Genomic DNA, 13,407 nt, shown 5'->3' on the forward strand with positions numbered 1-13,407 from the left:
GCCGCCCGGCGGGATCACTGGCCGCTGACATCGCGCGGGGTGATGCCCTTTTCCGTGGCATAGGCGGCGGATTTGGCGTCGATGAGCGGGCGCAGCAGCGCGCGGTCGGCCTGGACCCAGTCGCTGACCAGCTTCCACTGCTTGCCGTCCCATTGCTGCACGCGCACCGCGCCGCCGCCTTCATGGTCGGCCGGCGTCAGTTCAAGGTTCTGCGTCAGCCCATAGAAGCCGGCCTCCTTCAGCCGGGCATCGTCGAGCTTGAAATGCTCCAGCGCCCACTGCGCCTCCTCGCCGGTGATCGGGCGATTGCCGAACTTCGTCTGCGCGATGCGCACCGCCTCGACGACGATCAGCGCGTTGGTCAGGCCGGAATTGTAGTAGACGCTGCCGAAGCTCGACGTGTCGCGCAGATCGCTCTTGCCGGTGTCGATGATCGCCTTCTTCAGCCGCTGGTGGATGTCGAAGCTGGCCCCCGCCGGATAGGGCGTGAGCGCGAGATAGCCCTTCGCCGCCTCGCCCGCCGGCAGCACGTCTTCCTCCGAGCTGGCCCAGACATCGCCGATGATGCGGTCGACCGGAAAGCCGAAGCGCGCGGCGGTCTTGATGACGACGGGCGTCGACACGCCCCAGGTGCGCAGGAACACCCAGTCCGGCTTGGCCTCGCGCACCTGCCGCCACTGCGAGGACTGCTCGTTGCCGGGGTCGGCGACCGGGATCTGGATATTCTCGAAGCCGTATTTCGCCGCCAGCAGCTTCAGCGGCTCGATCGTCTCGCGGCCATAAGCACTGTCGTGATAGACGGTGGCGATCTTCTTGCCCTTCAGCTTGTCGAGCCCGCCCTCGCGCTCGGCGATGTAGTTCACCAGCGCGGAGGCCTCGCTGTAGAAGGTGAGGATGACCGGGAAAATGTAGGGGAAGACGCGCCCGTCGGTCGCCTCGGTGCGGCCATAGGCGAGGGTGATGAGCGGGATCTTGTCCTGCGCCGCGCGGTCGGTGAGCGCATAGGCGGCGGGCGCCCCGTTCGGCAGGTAGATGGCGACGGGCGCGCCGTTGAGCCCGTGCTTCTGCCGCTCGTAGCACTCGATGCCCTTGTCGGCGGTCCATTCCGTCTCGCATTCCTGCCAGACGATCTTGACGCCGTTAATGCCGCCCTCGACCTCGTTGAGGTAGCGCAGATAGTCGATCATGGCGGCCCAGATCTGCACGCCCGCCGAGGCATAGGGCCCCACGCGGTAGCTGGCGATCGGGAAGAACTGCTTGTCGGCGTCGGGACCCGGCTTGGTGTCCACCGCGAAGGCGGCACTGCCAAGACCGGCGACGAGGCCGGCGAGGAGTGTGGCGGAGAGCGCCAGCCGGGCGATGGCGCGTCGGGCGGTCGGGACGATGTTCATGGCGATCGGCCTCCGATTGGTGCGGGTGCTGGGATGCATCGGCGCGCGGCGGCGTGCGGCGCGGTGAACGGGACGGAGGGCGGGTCGCGCCGCCCTCCGCACACTTGTGCCGGATCAGTTCTCGGCCGTCGGGCTGCGCGGGGTGATGTTGTGCTCCTTGGCGTAGGCGGCGGACTTCGCCTCAACGAGCGGGCGCAGCGTGTCGCGGTCGGCCTGGATCCAGTCGGTGACCAGCACCCACTGCTCGCCGTCCCACTGCTGGATGCGCGCGGCACCGCCGCCCTCATGGTCGGCCGGGGTCAGCTTGATCGGCTGCAACAGGCCGTAAAAGCCGATTTCCTTCAGCCGGGCATCGTCGATGGTCAGATGCTCGAAGCCCCAGCGGCCTTCCTCGCCATTGAGCGGCTTGTTGCCGAACTTGGCCTGGCCAGCGCGCAGGGCCTCCACCGCCAGCACGGCGTTGATGAGGCCGATATTGTAGTAAACCGCACCGAAGAACTTCTTGTCCTTCAGGTCGCTCTTGCCGGTGTCGAGGATGGTCTTGCGCAAGCGGTCATGGATCTCGAAATTCGGCCCGCCGGGATAGGGCGCCAGCGCCTGATAGCCCTTGGCGGCCGCGCCGGCCGGGATCACGTCGGCTTCCGAGCCCGCCCAGACATCGCCGATGATGTGGTCGGCGGGAATGCCGAAGCGCTGCGCGGTCTTGATGGCGACGGGCGTGGAAACGCCCCAGGTGCGCAGGAACACCCAGTCCGGCTTGATCTCGCGCACCTGGCGCCACTGCGGCGACTGCTCGTTACCGGGGTCCGCGACCGGGATCTGGAAATTCTCGAAGCCGTATTTCTTGGCGAGAAGTTCCACCGCCGCCTGCGTCTCGCGACCATAGGCGCTATCATGATAGACGGTGACGATCTTCTTGCCCTTGAGCTTGTCGAACCCGCCTTCCTTCTGGGCGATGTAGTTGATGCCGACCGAAGCCTGGCTGAAATAGTTGAACAGCAGCGGGAAGGCATAGGGGAAGACAGTGCCGTCGGTGGATTCCGTGCGCCCGCCGGCGGGGTCGATCAGCGGAATCTTGTCGGCCGCGCCTTTCTCGATCAGCGCGTAGGACGCCGGCGTCCCATGGGTGAAGAAGAAGGCGACGGGTGCGCCGTCCTTGCCGTTCTTCACCCGCTCATAGACCTCCACCGTGCGGTCCGGGCTCCACTCGGTCTCGAACTCCTCGACCTTGAGCTTCACCCCGTTCACGCCGCCCTCAACCTCGTTGATGTAGCGGAAATAGTCGAGCGTGCCGGCCCACCACAGCGTGCCGGAAGAGGCATAGGGACCGACGCGGTAGGTCGGCAGCGGCACATATTGTTCCTTGGCGTCGGCGAAGGCCGGCGGTGGAACCAGCGCCGTGGTCGCGACACTCGCGGCCAACAGCGCGGACAGGACGAGGCGTTTCATCATGATCTCCGATGAGGGTTTGCGTGGAGCGGAGCGTGTTCTCGTCCCGATACGGTCACGTCCTGTTGCGATCAGAAGCGCAGCGGCCAGTTTGAAAGCCGCTCGCCGAGGGTGCGGAAAAGGCGCGCCAGTCCGTCCGGCTCCTTGATCAGGAAACCGATGATGAGCAGGCCGAAGAGCGCCTTCTGGATGTTCTGCAGCAGGCCGGCATCGACATGGCCGGCGAAAAGACTTTGCGCGATGTGGTCGATCGCCAATGGCAGGAGGCTGATGAAGGCCGCCCCGATGAAATTGCCGGCGATGGAACCCATGCCGCCGATGATGATGATGAAAAGGATCTGGAACGAGCGGGAGATGCCGAAGCTCTGCACGCTCGCGGAGCCGAGATAGAGAAAGGCCCAGAGCGCCCCGGCGACGCCGAGATAGAAGGAGGAGACCGCGAACGCCACCACCTTTGAGCGATAGACCTGGATGCCGATGACCGCGGCGGCGGTGTCCATGTCGCGGACCGCCATCCAACTCCGCCCGACCTGGCTGCGCACCAGATTGACGGCGATCCAGGTCAGCAGCGCCACGACGCTCAGCGTGACGTAATAGCGCCCGAGCGCGGAGCCGATGTCGTGGCCGAACGCTTCCAAGCGCGGCAGGGTGATCGTGCCGGACGAACCGTAATTGTAGAACCACGGGAATTTCTGGAACAGCCATTCGAAGAAGAACTGCGCCGCCAGGCTGCTGACCATGAGGTAGAAGCCCTTGATCCGGTCGCTCGGCAGCCCGAAGAGCAGCCCGGCACCGGCACTGACGAGGCCCGCGAACAGCACCGCCAGCGGCAGCGGCAGGCCGCCATGAACGACGAAGCCGAAAGTGGCGAAGGCGCCCACCGCCATGAAGCCGCCCGAACCCAGCGAGGTCTGCCCGGCATAGCCGGTGAGCAGGTTCAGCCCGAGCCCGGCGAGCGACAGGATGAGGAACGGCACCAGCACCGCGCCCAGCCAGTAATCCCCCGCGACGACAGGCACGACGACGAAGGCCAGCAGCAGCAGGAGCGGTAGGCCAAGCCCGAAGCGACGCTCCGGCAGCGGGAGCGGGGCAAGGCGGGCGGCGGGGGCAAGGGTCTGGGTCTGGCTCATGGCTCACACCCGCTCCAGCGCCCGCTCGCCGAACAGGCCGGCGGGGCGGATATACAGAAAGGCGATGGCGAGGAAATAGGGGAACCAGGGGGTGATGCCGCCGCCGATATAGGGGCCGATATAGGTCTCGGCGAGGTTCTCCGCCGCTCCGACGATGAGCCCGCCGGCAATGGCGCCGCCGATGGAGGTGAAGCCGCCGATGATGAGCACCGGCAGGGCCTTCAGCACCACGAGGGAAAGCGAGAACTGGATGCCCTGCCGCGCCCCCCACAGCATGCCGGCGACGAGGCCGACAATTCCCGCGACCGCCCAGACGATCTGCCAGATGCGGTTGAGATTGATGCCGATGGACAGCGCCGCGCGCGTGTCGTCGGCGACCGCCCGCAGCGAGACGCCGATGCGCGTATTGTTGAACAGTAGCGCCAGCACCAGAGCGAGCGTCACGGCCGTGGCCGCGGCCACGAGATCGAACTGGCTGATGAGCACGTCACCGATGAAGATCGGCACGTCCTCAATGCCGAGATCGAGCGCGTGGACCTGTGCGCCCATGATCCCCTGCGCGGCGCCTTCGACCACATAGGACAGGCCGAGCGTCGCCATGAACAACGTCATCGGGCTGCGATTGGCCAGCGGGCGCAGCACGGTGCGCTCGATGAGGATCGCCCCGAGGATGAGGATGGCGATGGTCACGGCGAGCGCGGCCGCGAAGGGCAGGCCCTTCTCCAGCAGGGTGACGAAGGTCAGCGCGGCGAAGAGCAGGATCGAGCCCTGCGCGAAGTTGAACACGCCGCTCGCCTTGTAGATCAGCACGAAGCCGATCGCGACGAGGGAGTACATCGTGCCTGCGAGCAGGCCGCCGATCAGGGTTTCGAGGAAGAGGTTCATGGGGGGCTCAATGGACTGCGCCGAGATAGGCGGTAATGACATCGGCATTGGTGCGGATCTCGTCCGGCGTGCCGTCGCCGATCTTGCGGCCGTAATCGAGGACCACGACGTGATCGGACAGGCCGAGCACGATGCCGACATCGTGCTCGATCAGCACCACGGTGATGCCGAGGTCGCGATTAATGTCGCGCACGAACTCGCTCATCTCCTCCTTCTCCTGCGCGTTCATGCCGGCAAGCGGCTCGTCGAGCAGCAGAAGCGTCGGCGAGGAGACCAGCGCGCGGGCGAGTTCGATCCGCTTCTGGACGCCATAGGCGAGGCTGCCGACGGTGACGTCGCGATAGGGTTGGAGATCGAGGAAATCGAGGATCGCCTCGGCCTGTTCGCGCAGCCGCGCTTCTTCGCGCCGCGCGCCGGGGAGGCGAAAAGCCTGCGCCAGCAGGCCGGAGCGTGTGTGGCGGGCAAGGCCGGTCAGCACGTTGTCGAGCGTGCTCATCTTCTTGAACAGCGCGTTGTTCTGAAAGGTGCGGGCGATGCCGCGCCGGGCGGCGGCGATGGGCTTGATCTCGCGGAAATGCTCGCCGCGGAACACGACCTCGCCGGCATCGGCGACATAGACCCCGTTCAGCACGTTGAGCAGCGAGCTCTTGCCGGCGCCGTTGGGGCCGATCAGCGCGCAGATCTCGCCGCGCGCAACGGAGAACGACAGGTCGGAGATCGCCTTCACGCCCTTGAACGCGAGCGAGACGCCCCGCACGTCGAGCAGCGGCGCGGCGGTTTCCGGGAGCGGTGCGGTGCCCATCGGGAGGACCTCAGACGGCCGCGTCGACCGGCCGCGCGGCCAGGGCGACCGACGGGGCCGGGACGGCGAGAGGCGGGTGGTCGAGCCCCGCAAGGCCGAGCACGGCGAGGCGGCGGCGGTTGATCGGATGCGCCAGGAAGGCGGGCGAGCGCTCGGCCCAGTCGGTCAGCCGGCGCAACAGGCCGCCCTGCGCACCGCGGCGGGCGCGATCCTCCTCGATCAGCCGGCTGCGGCGGGCGGCCGACGCCAGCAGGCTGGCCGGCTGAAGCTCGCGCCGGTCGCGCAAGGCCGAGGCGCCGGTCTCCGGGAAGGCGACGGTGCGGCCGTCATCCAGCACCGCGTCGAGCAGGCTGGCGAGCCCGCCCGTCCACTGCGTGGTCTCGTCCACCCACACGACGCCGGCAGCGGGCCCTCTCCCCCCGCGCACCGCGCCCGGCGCGACGGTTTCGGCCGGGTCGCGCAGCGGCACGATCGTCCAGCGCTCATTGCCCTGGATGAACGGGCGGGTGACGAAAAGCGGCACCGGCGCGCGGGCGTGCGTCGGGCTGTCGAGCCAGGCGCCGATGGCGCGGCGCCCCTGCACCAGCGCCTGGGTCGGGGCGATGACGGCGAGCGCGCGGGCGAGATCCGCGCCGGCCAGTGCCGGATCGAGCGCATAGACCTTTCCGCCCGCCGCGAGCGCCGCCAGGGCCAGAATGACCAGATCGGGATCATAGGCGCCGCTGACCACCAGCCGGAGGTCGCGCGCGCCCTGTGCGGCGAGTTGGGCGCTCAGCACCGCGTCCAGACGGGCGACCTCCTGCCCGACATAGGCCCAGCTGAGGCTGAACCAGCGACCATGGCGCTTGTGCAGGAAGGCCGGACGGTCGGGCGTGCGCCGGGCGTGCTCCCGCACGGCGTCGCCGACCTCCGTGCCGCGCAGCGAGGCCGCAGGATCAGCGGTGGGAACGAAGGCGCGATGTTCGAAAGGGCTGTTCATCGGTGTCTCCGGAAACGGATCGCTGCGGACGCTCACGCCAGCACCGGGGTGCGGCGCGCCGCCTCGGCTTCCAGTTCGCGCACCAGCGGCAGGACACGGGCGCCGAAATACTCGACCTCTTCCTGGAAATGCAGGAAGCCGGCGAGCACCAGATCGATGCCGTTGCGCTTCAGCTCAATGATGCGGCGCGCGACCTGTTCGGGCGTGCCGATGAGATTGGTCTTGAAGCCGTCATTGGGCTGGACGAGATCGGCGGCGGTGGATTTCGCCCAGTTGCCGACGCCGTCCTTCGTCGCCTGACCGGCCTGCTTCACCGCCTCGGCGAAGCCGGCGACGGCAGCGGGATCGGCCTTGGCGAGAATCTCGGCATGGACCTCGCGCGCTTGCGCCTCGCTGTCGCGGGCGATGATGAAGGCGTTGGCGCCGACGCGCAGCTGCCGGCCGAAACCGGCGGCGCCGGTCTTCACCTGCAATGCCTGGGCGCGCAGCTCTTCCACCGAGCCGCCATTGGTGAAGTACCAGTCCGAATGCTCCGCCGCCATGCGGCGCGCGGCGGTCGAGGAGCCACCCTGGAAGATCAGCGGATGCGGCTTGAAGCTCGGCTTCGGGTTCAGATGCCAACGGTCGATATTGTAATAGTCGCCGCGGAAGGTCAGCTCGTCCTCGGTCCAGATGCCCTTGAGCACCTGAATGAATTCGCTCGAGCGGCGGTAGCGCTCGTCATGATCGAGCCACGGCACGCCGAGCACGTCGAACTCGTGCTTGAACCAGCCGCTGACGATGTTGAGATGCCAGCGCCCCTTGGAAATGTGGTCGGCGGTCGCCCCGATCTTGGCGACCACCGCCGGGTGCCAGAAGCCGGTCATGATGGCGACGATGACGTTGAGCCGCTCGGTCGCGTTGAGCAGCGACATGGCGAACGTGCTCGCCTCGTGCTGCCCGTCTGCCCGGTAGCCGCCGACGAAGCGCGTGGCCGAAAGCGCGAAATCGAACCCGGCCTTCTCCGCCGCGCGGGCGAGCTTGACGTTGTAGTCGAAGTCCCAGCTCGTGCGCTGCTCGATCTGGCTGACCACCTGCCCGCCGGAGAGATTGGAGACCCAGTACGCGAAGCGGACGGGCTCATTCAGATAGGGCGCAAGAGCGTCGGTCATCGGGGGGATCCAAACAGTCTAATTACTCTATAGATTGACTAGAATAATGCGCTTGGCAAGCGGTATCCACCGGCGCCGCTGGCATTTCCCGCCGCCGCCACGCCTGACGCAGCGGCCGCAAGGCGTTGCGGATTAACCCTGCGACGGACGGAAGGACGCTGCCGGGTGCGGCGCGGCAAGCCGGGCCTTACCTGCGCCGAACAGCTTCTCGCGCAGCGTGCCCTCCGCGTAGCGCGGCTTGTAGCGTCCACGGCGGGTGAGTTCCGGTATCAGCAGATCGACCACGCTCTCGAAGCTCTCCGGCATGACGACGTAGCAGAGGTTCAGCCCATCGACGCCGGTCGTGTCGACCCAGTCTTCCAGCGCATCCGCCACACGTTGCGGGCCGCCGCTGATCACCGGGCCGATGCCGCCGATGCCGACATGCGCGGCGACTTCGCGCACCGTCCAGACCCGGTTCGGATCGGCGCGGGTGATGTTGTCCATGGCGGTGCGGCCCGCCTCGCTCTCGACATGGCGCACCTGCGCGTCGAGCGGGAGCTGGGAGAAATCCACGCCCGTCCAACCGGACATGAGCGCCAGTGCGCCCTCATGGCTGACATGAGCACGGTACTCCTCAAGCCGCGCGGCCGCCGCCGCATCGGTCTCGCCGAGCACCAGCGTCATCATGCTGAAGACCTTGATGGCGTCGGGCGCGCGCCCCTGCGCGCGCGCCGCCTCGCGGATCGCCGCCACGCGCGGCGCGATGACCGCGGCCGAGGGGCCGGAGACGAACACGCATTCGGCATGACGGCCGGCAAAGCTTCGCCCGCGCGGCGAGGAGCCGGCCTGGTAGAGCACCGGCGTGCGCTGCGGCGAGGGTTCGGAGAGATGGATGGCGTCGAGCCGGTAATGCGTGCCGGCATGGCGGATCGCCCGCACCCTGGAGGGATCGGTGAACACGCCGGCGGCGCGATCCCGGCGCACGGCGTTGTCGTCCCAGCTCTCCTCCCACAGCCGGTAGACCAGTTCCATATATTCGTCGGCAATGTCGTAGCGGTCGTCATGGGCGACCTGCCGCTCCCGGCCGGCGGCGCGGGCCGCGCTGTCGAGATAGCCGGTGACGATGTTCCACCCCACCCGCCCCTTCGTCAGATGGTCAAGCGTCGACAGGCGCCGGGCGAACGGAAAAGGCGGCTCATAGGTCAGGGTTGAGGTGATGCCGAAGCCCAGATGCTGCGTCACCGACGCCATGGCCGGCACCAGCAGCATGGGATCGTTGGCCGGCACCTGCGCGGCCGTGCGCAGCGCCGCATCAGGCGAGCCCCCGAAAACGTCGTACACGCCGAGAACATCGGCGAGGAAAATGCCGTCGAAGCGACCCCGCTCCAGAATGCGCGCGAGATCAAGCCAGTAGGACAGGTCGGTGTAGTGCGACGAGCGGTCGCGCGGGTGCCGCCAGAGGCCCGGCGACTGGTGGCCGACACAGTTCATGGCAAAGGCGTTCAAACGGATTTCGCGACTCACGGCGTACTCCCTCACCGGCCCGGGGCACCGGCGCTCGACCAAACGAGACATTGACAATGGTATTTTTATATAATTTCTATAGACCATTATAACAATCCCCTGGCACCTCCCTTTGGGCTGGCGCCGAGGGGCTTCGCCGCCCTGCCCTCGCATGGTGGAGGCGGCCGGACAGATGCGTGCACCTATGGCTCCGCCCATCATTTCGCTTCGCCACGTCACCAAGTCCTACGCCAGCGGCGTATCGGGACGTGGACGCGCCAATGTGGCGCTGGACGCGATCGAGCTCGATATTCCCCAGGGCGACATTTTCGGCATCATCGGCGCTTCCGGCGCCGGCAAGTCGACCCTGGTGCGGCTGATCAACCTGCTGGAGCGGCCCGATAGCGGCGCGATCCGGGTCAATGGCCGGGACAGTGGCACCGTCGCGGGCGGCGAACTGCTGAAGCTGCGCCGCGAGATCGGCATGGTGTTTCAGCATTTCAACCTGCTCAGCGCCAAGACGGTGGCAGAGAATGTCGCCTTCCCGCTCAAGCTCGCCGGTGTCCGCGACAAGGCGCAGATCGCCGCCCGGGTGAGCGAACTGCTCGGCCGTGTCGGGCTCGCCGATCATGCCGCAAAATACCCGCGCCAGCTTTCCGGCGGCCAGAAGCAGCGCGTTGGCATCGCCCGGGCACTGGCGTGCCGGCCGCCCATCCTGCTCTGCGACGAGGCGACCAGCGCGCTCGATCCAGAGACGACGCGCTCGGTGCTCGCCTTGCTGCGCGAACTCAACCGCGAGCTGGGCCTGACCATCGTCCTCATCACCCATGAGATGGACGTGGTGCGCCAGATCTGCCACCGCGTGGCGGTGCTCGATCACGGACGCATCGCCGAGACCGGCGCCGTCGAAGACGTGTTCCTCCACCCCCGCCACCCCGCCACCCGGGCTCTGGTGCGCAAAGCCTTCGGCGAGACGGACGCGCATGACCGCCTCGGCGGCGGTGGCCATGTCGTCCGCCTGACCTTCCTCGGCGCCGCCACCCACAGCCCCCTTCTCAGCCATCTCGCCCGCGAGCAGGGCGTGGAGTTCGCGATTCTCGGCGGCAAGCTCGGCACGATCCGCGACGAGCCCTTCGCGCAGCTGAACGTCGCCTTCACCGGCGGCGACCAGCGTGCCGCGCTCGCCCGGCTGACCGCCGCCGGCATCGTGGTGGACACGCTGGCCGAGCCCGCCAATGCCGCGCCGCCCCTGGCGCGACGGGAGTTCGCCGATGTCGTTTAACCGCATAGATTGGGTGCAGATCGGCTATGCCGCGCTCGACACGCTCGCCATGCTCGGCGGCGCGCTGTTCTTCACCGTGCTGTTCGGCCTGCCGCTCGGCGTGCTGCTGTTTCTCACCGGCCGGGGGCAGCTTCTGCAACAGGGGGCGGTCTATGCCGCCCTGTCCTTCGTGCTGAACATTTTGCGTTCGGTGCCCTTCATCATCCTGCTGATCGTGCTGATGCCGGTGACGACGCTCCTCACCGGCACGTCGCTCGGGGTGCGCGGCGTCATTCCCCCGCTCGTCGTCGGCACCACCGCCTTCTTCGCACGTCTCGTCGAGACTGCCCTGCGCGAGGTCGACCGCGGCGTCATCGAGGCCTCGCAGGCGATGGGCGGCACCATCCGGCAGATCGTGTTTCACGCCCTGCTGCCGGAAGCGCTGCCCGGCATCCTCGCCGGCATCACGGTCACCGCCATTGTCCTCGTCGACTACACCGCGATGTCCGGTGCCATCGGCGGCGGCGGCATCGGCGATCTCGCCATCCGCTACGGTTACCAGCGCTTCCAGACCGAGGTGATGATCGTGACGGTCCTCCTCCTCATCGTCCTCGTCCAAATGCTTCAGGCCGGCGGCAACCGCCTGGTCCAGCACTTCTCCCGAAAATGAACCCACAGCGGAAACCTACCATGAGCCTGTTCCGAAACCTCGCCTCGGCCGCCGTCGCGGCCCTGCTCATCAGCTCTCCGGCGCTGGCCGGCGAGACTCTCGTCGTCGGCGCCACGGCCGTGCCGCACGCCGAAATCCTGGAATTCGTGAAGCCCATCGTCGCCAAGGACGGCGTTGATCTCGATATCAAGGTGTTCTCGGACTACATCCAGCCCAACGCCCAGCTCGTCTCCAAGCAATTGGACGCGAACTACTATCAGTACCGGCCGTTCCTGATCGACTATAACCGCGAGCGCGGCACTAATCTGGTGCCGATCGTGCCGGTGCATGTCGAACCCTTCGTCGCCTATTCGCAGAAGATCACCTCGGTCGACCAGCTCAAGGACGGCGCCACCGTCGCCATCCCCAACGACCCGGTGAATGGCGGGCGCGGCCTGCTGCTGCTGCAGAAGCTCGGCCTCATCAAGCTCAAGGGCAAGGCCGAACTCGACCAGCCGGATGACCCGCTGCCGAGCCAGAAGGACATTCTGGAGAACCCGAAGAACCTGAAGATCGTCGAGCTTGAATCCGCCATCCTGCCGCGCGCGCTCAGCCAGGTCGATCTCGCGGCGTTGAACGGCAATTACGTGCTGGAGGCCGAGCTCGACGTGGGCAAGTCGCTCTACATCGAGCGTGGGCAGGATGGAAAGAACATCTGGGGCGAATACCTCGTCACGCGGCCCGAGAACAAGGACGACAAGGCGATCCTCATCCTCGCCAAGGCGCTGAATTCCGACGCCACCCGCCAGTTCATCAAGGATCGCTACAAGGGCCAGATCTACCCGGCCTTCTGAAGCGACGGGCGGGTGCCCGGCCGGTGCCCGCCCTCTTCTCTCCTCCCGGAACCGCCACGATGAGCACCGACGCCGCGACCCTCACCGCTCCGCGCCTCGACACGCCCTCCCCCGCCGCGCCCGCGCGCGGCGCGCCGGGTTGGGCGCCGCCCCGCCCGCGCCGCCCGGCCCATGTCATCGCCGACGACGCCGAGGCGATCGCGGTGGCACAGAGCCTCGCGCCGCTGTTCGCGCGCGACGCGCTGGAGCGCGACCGCGACCGGCGACTGCCCTTCGATGAGGTCGATGCCTTCTCGCAGAGCGGCCTGTGGGGCATCACCGTCCCGAAGCACTATGGCGGCGCCGGCGTCTCCCAGCGCACCCTCGCCCGCGTCTTCGCCGTACTGGCGGCGGGCGATGCCTCGCTGACCCAGATCGCGCAGAACAGCTTCGAGATCATCGACGTCATCCGGCTCTCCGCCAGCGAGGCGCAGAAGAGCGAGCTGTTCGGGCTCGTGCTGGCCGGCCACCGGCTCGGCAACGCCTTCTCCGAGTTCAAGGGCAAGAATGTCGATGACTTCGCGACCAGGCTGGTGAAGCGCGGCGACGATTACGTCGTCTCAGGCGAGAAATTCTATTCCACCGGCGCGCTCTTCGCCCATCTCGTACCCATCGTGGCGCTCGGCGAGGACGGGCACGTCTATGTCGCCGTGGCCGACCGCGACACGCCGGGCCTCACCGTCATCGACGACTGGTCCGCCTTCGGTCAACGCACTACGGCGAGCGGCACGGTGATCCTCGATGATGTGGTGATCCCCGCGGCCCGCGTGCTGCCGGCGCATATCGTCTATGAGAATCCGAGCGCCGTCGGCCCGCAAAGCCAGCTTCTGCATGCGGCCATCGATGCCGGCATCGCGCGCGGTGCCTTCAATGCGACGCTCGATTTCATCCGCAGTCAGGCGCGCCCGTGGATCGACAGCGGCAAGGACAGCGCGAGCGAGGACCCCTACACGATCAGCGCCATTGGCGACCTCGCCATCCGGCTCAACGCCGCAGAGGCGCTGGTCGACCGGGCGGGTGCCCAACTCGACGCCACCATCGCCGACACCACGCTGGAGAGCATCGCCCTCGCCAAGGTGGCCGCCGCCGAGGCGAAGGTGCTGACCACCGACGCGGCGCTGCTCGCCACCTCCAAGCTGTTCGAACTCGGCGGCACCCGCTCGACGCTGGGCCGGCACGGCCTCGACCGGCTGTGGCGTGACGCGCGCACCCACACGCTGCACGACCCGGTGCGCTGGAAGTACCACGCGGTCGGCCAGTTCTACCTCAACGGCGTCCACCCCCCGCTGCATTCCTGGATCTGAGCCCGCCGCCCTCGCGCCCGCCGTGCCG

The 13,407-nt window shown here is 67.6% G+C and carries 12 protein-coding genes; 4 read left to right on the top strand and 8 right to left on the bottom strand.

Going from position 1 to position 13,407, the window contains the following annotated elements; translation table 11 throughout:
* Positions 1-14: 14 nt before the first annotated feature.
* From ACO07Z_RS07745 to ACO07Z_RS07780, 8 genes are all read right to left on the bottom strand, one after another.
* A complete protein-coding gene (locus ACO07Z_RS07745) occupies positions 15-1,391 on the bottom strand; it encodes an ABC transporter substrate-binding protein (protein ID WP_421698182.1) in 1,377 nt (458 codons plus the stop codon).
* Positions 1,392-1,505: 114 nt separating this feature from the next.
* Positions 1,506-2,840 (bottom strand): ABC transporter substrate-binding protein, encoded by a 1,335-nt coding sequence (locus ACO07Z_RS07750; RefSeq protein ID WP_421698183.1) that lies wholly within the window; start codon positions 2,838-2,840, stop codon positions 1,506-1,508.
* Between the two features lie 71 nt (positions 2,841-2,911).
* Positions 2,912-3,970: a branched-chain amino acid ABC transporter permease gene (locus ACO07Z_RS07755; RefSeq protein ID WP_421698184.1), complete on the bottom strand. Its 1,059-nt coding sequence runs from the start codon at positions 3,968-3,970 to the stop codon at positions 2,912-2,914.
* Positions 3,971-3,973: 3 nt separating this feature from the next.
* A complete protein-coding gene (locus tag ACO07Z_RS07760) occupies positions 3,974-4,855 on the bottom strand; it encodes a branched-chain amino acid ABC transporter permease (protein ID WP_421698185.1) in 882 nt (293 codons plus the stop codon).
* A 7-nt stretch (positions 4,856-4,862) separates the two neighbouring features.
* A complete protein-coding gene (locus ACO07Z_RS07765) occupies positions 4,863-5,657 on the bottom strand; it encodes an ABC transporter ATP-binding protein (protein WP_421698186.1) in 795 nt (264 codons plus the stop codon).
* Positions 5,658-5,667: 10 nt separating this feature from the next.
* The gene (locus tag ACO07Z_RS07770; RefSeq protein WP_421698187.1) at positions 5,668-6,636 is read right to left on the bottom strand and encodes a hypothetical protein; all 969 of its coding nucleotides are present in this window, start codon (positions 6,634-6,636) and stop codon (positions 5,668-5,670) included.
* Between the two features lie 32 nt (positions 6,637-6,668).
* Complete coding sequence (sfnG, locus tag ACO07Z_RS07775; RefSeq protein WP_421698188.1) at positions 6,669-7,787, bottom strand: dimethylsulfone monooxygenase SfnG; 1,119 nt, start codon at positions 7,785-7,787, stop codon at positions 6,669-6,671.
* Positions 7,788-7,919: 132 nt separating this feature from the next.
* Complete coding sequence (locus tag ACO07Z_RS07780) at positions 7,920-9,293, bottom strand: LLM class flavin-dependent oxidoreductase (RefSeq protein WP_421698189.1); 1,374 nt, start codon at positions 9,291-9,293, stop codon at positions 7,920-7,922.
* A 184-nt stretch (positions 9,294-9,477) separates the two neighbouring features.
* Between ACO07Z_RS07780 and ACO07Z_RS07785 the strand changes: the two genes are divergently transcribed.
* From ACO07Z_RS07785 to ACO07Z_RS07800, 4 genes are read left to right on the top strand one after another with little or no spacing between them, the layout of a single operon-like run.
* Positions 9,478-10,554: a methionine ABC transporter ATP-binding protein gene (locus tag ACO07Z_RS07785; RefSeq protein WP_421698190.1), complete on the top strand. Its 1,077-nt coding sequence runs from the start codon at positions 9,478-9,480 to the stop codon at positions 10,552-10,554.
* Positions 10,544-11,203, top strand: coding sequence for a methionine ABC transporter permease (locus ACO07Z_RS07790; RefSeq protein ID WP_421698191.1), 660 nt, complete (start codon positions 10,544-10,546; stop codon positions 11,201-11,203). Before ACO07Z_RS07785 ends, ACO07Z_RS07790 begins: the two co-directional genes overlap by 11 nt.
* 20 nt (positions 11,204-11,223) lie before the next feature.
* Positions 11,224-12,036, top strand: coding sequence for a MetQ/NlpA family ABC transporter substrate-binding protein (locus tag ACO07Z_RS07795; RefSeq protein WP_421698192.1), 813 nt, complete (start codon positions 11,224-11,226; stop codon positions 12,034-12,036).
* 59 nt (positions 12,037-12,095) lie between these two features.
* Positions 12,096-13,379 carry an SfnB family sulfur acquisition oxidoreductase gene (locus ACO07Z_RS07800; protein WP_421698193.1) on the top strand — a complete coding sequence of 428 codons (1,284 nt, stop codon included), beginning with the start codon at positions 12,096-12,098 and terminating at the stop codon, positions 13,377-13,379.
* Positions 13,380-13,407 lie beyond the last annotated feature (28 nt).

Origin of the sequence: Ancylobacter sp. (assembly GCF_965229075.1) — a bacterium.
Classification (GTDB): Bacteria; Pseudomonadota; Alphaproteobacteria; order Rhizobiales; family Xanthobacteraceae; genus Ancylobacter.

What these genes read in the sequence shown, in the direction of transcription:
- ACO07Z_RS07745 (WP_421698182.1), bottom strand. Translation starts at nt 1,391, where the DNA reads ATGAACATCGTCCCGACCGCCCGACGCGCCATCGCCCGGCTGGCGCTC.
- ACO07Z_RS07800 (WP_421698193.1), top strand. Translation starts at nt 12,096, where the DNA reads ATGAGCACCGACGCCGCGACCCTCACCGCTCCGCGCCTCGACACGCCC.
- ACO07Z_RS07760 (WP_421698185.1), bottom strand. Translation starts at nt 4,855, where the DNA reads ATGAACCTCTTCCTCGAAACCCTGATCGGCGGCCTGCTCGCAGGCACG.
- ACO07Z_RS07795 (WP_421698192.1), top strand. Translation starts at nt 11,224, where the DNA reads ATGAGCCTGTTCCGAAACCTCGCCTCGGCCGCCGTCGCGGCCCTGCTC.
- ACO07Z_RS07765 (WP_421698186.1), bottom strand. Translation starts at nt 5,657, where the DNA reads ATGGGCACCGCACCGCTCCCGGAAACCGCCGCGCCGCTGCTCGACGTG.
- ACO07Z_RS07790 (WP_421698191.1), top strand. Translation starts at nt 10,544, where the DNA reads ATGTCGTTTAACCGCATAGATTGGGTGCAGATCGGCTATGCCGCGCTC.
- ACO07Z_RS07750 (WP_421698183.1), bottom strand. Translation starts at nt 2,840, where the DNA reads ATGAAACGCCTCGTCCTGTCCGCGCTGTTGGCCGCGAGTGTCGCGACC.
- sfnG (WP_421698188.1), bottom strand. Translation starts at nt 7,787, where the DNA reads ATGACCGACGCTCTTGCGCCCTATCTGAATGAGCCCGTCCGCTTCGCG.
- ACO07Z_RS07755 (WP_421698184.1), bottom strand. Translation starts at nt 3,970, where the DNA reads ATGAGCCAGACCCAGACCCTTGCCCCCGCCGCCCGCCTTGCCCCGCTC.
- ACO07Z_RS07770 (WP_421698187.1), bottom strand. Translation starts at nt 6,636, where the DNA reads ATGAACAGCCCTTTCGAACATCGCGCCTTCGTTCCCACCGCTGATCCT.
- ACO07Z_RS07785 (WP_421698190.1), top strand. Translation starts at nt 9,478, where the DNA reads ATGGCTCCGCCCATCATTTCGCTTCGCCACGTCACCAAGTCCTACGCC.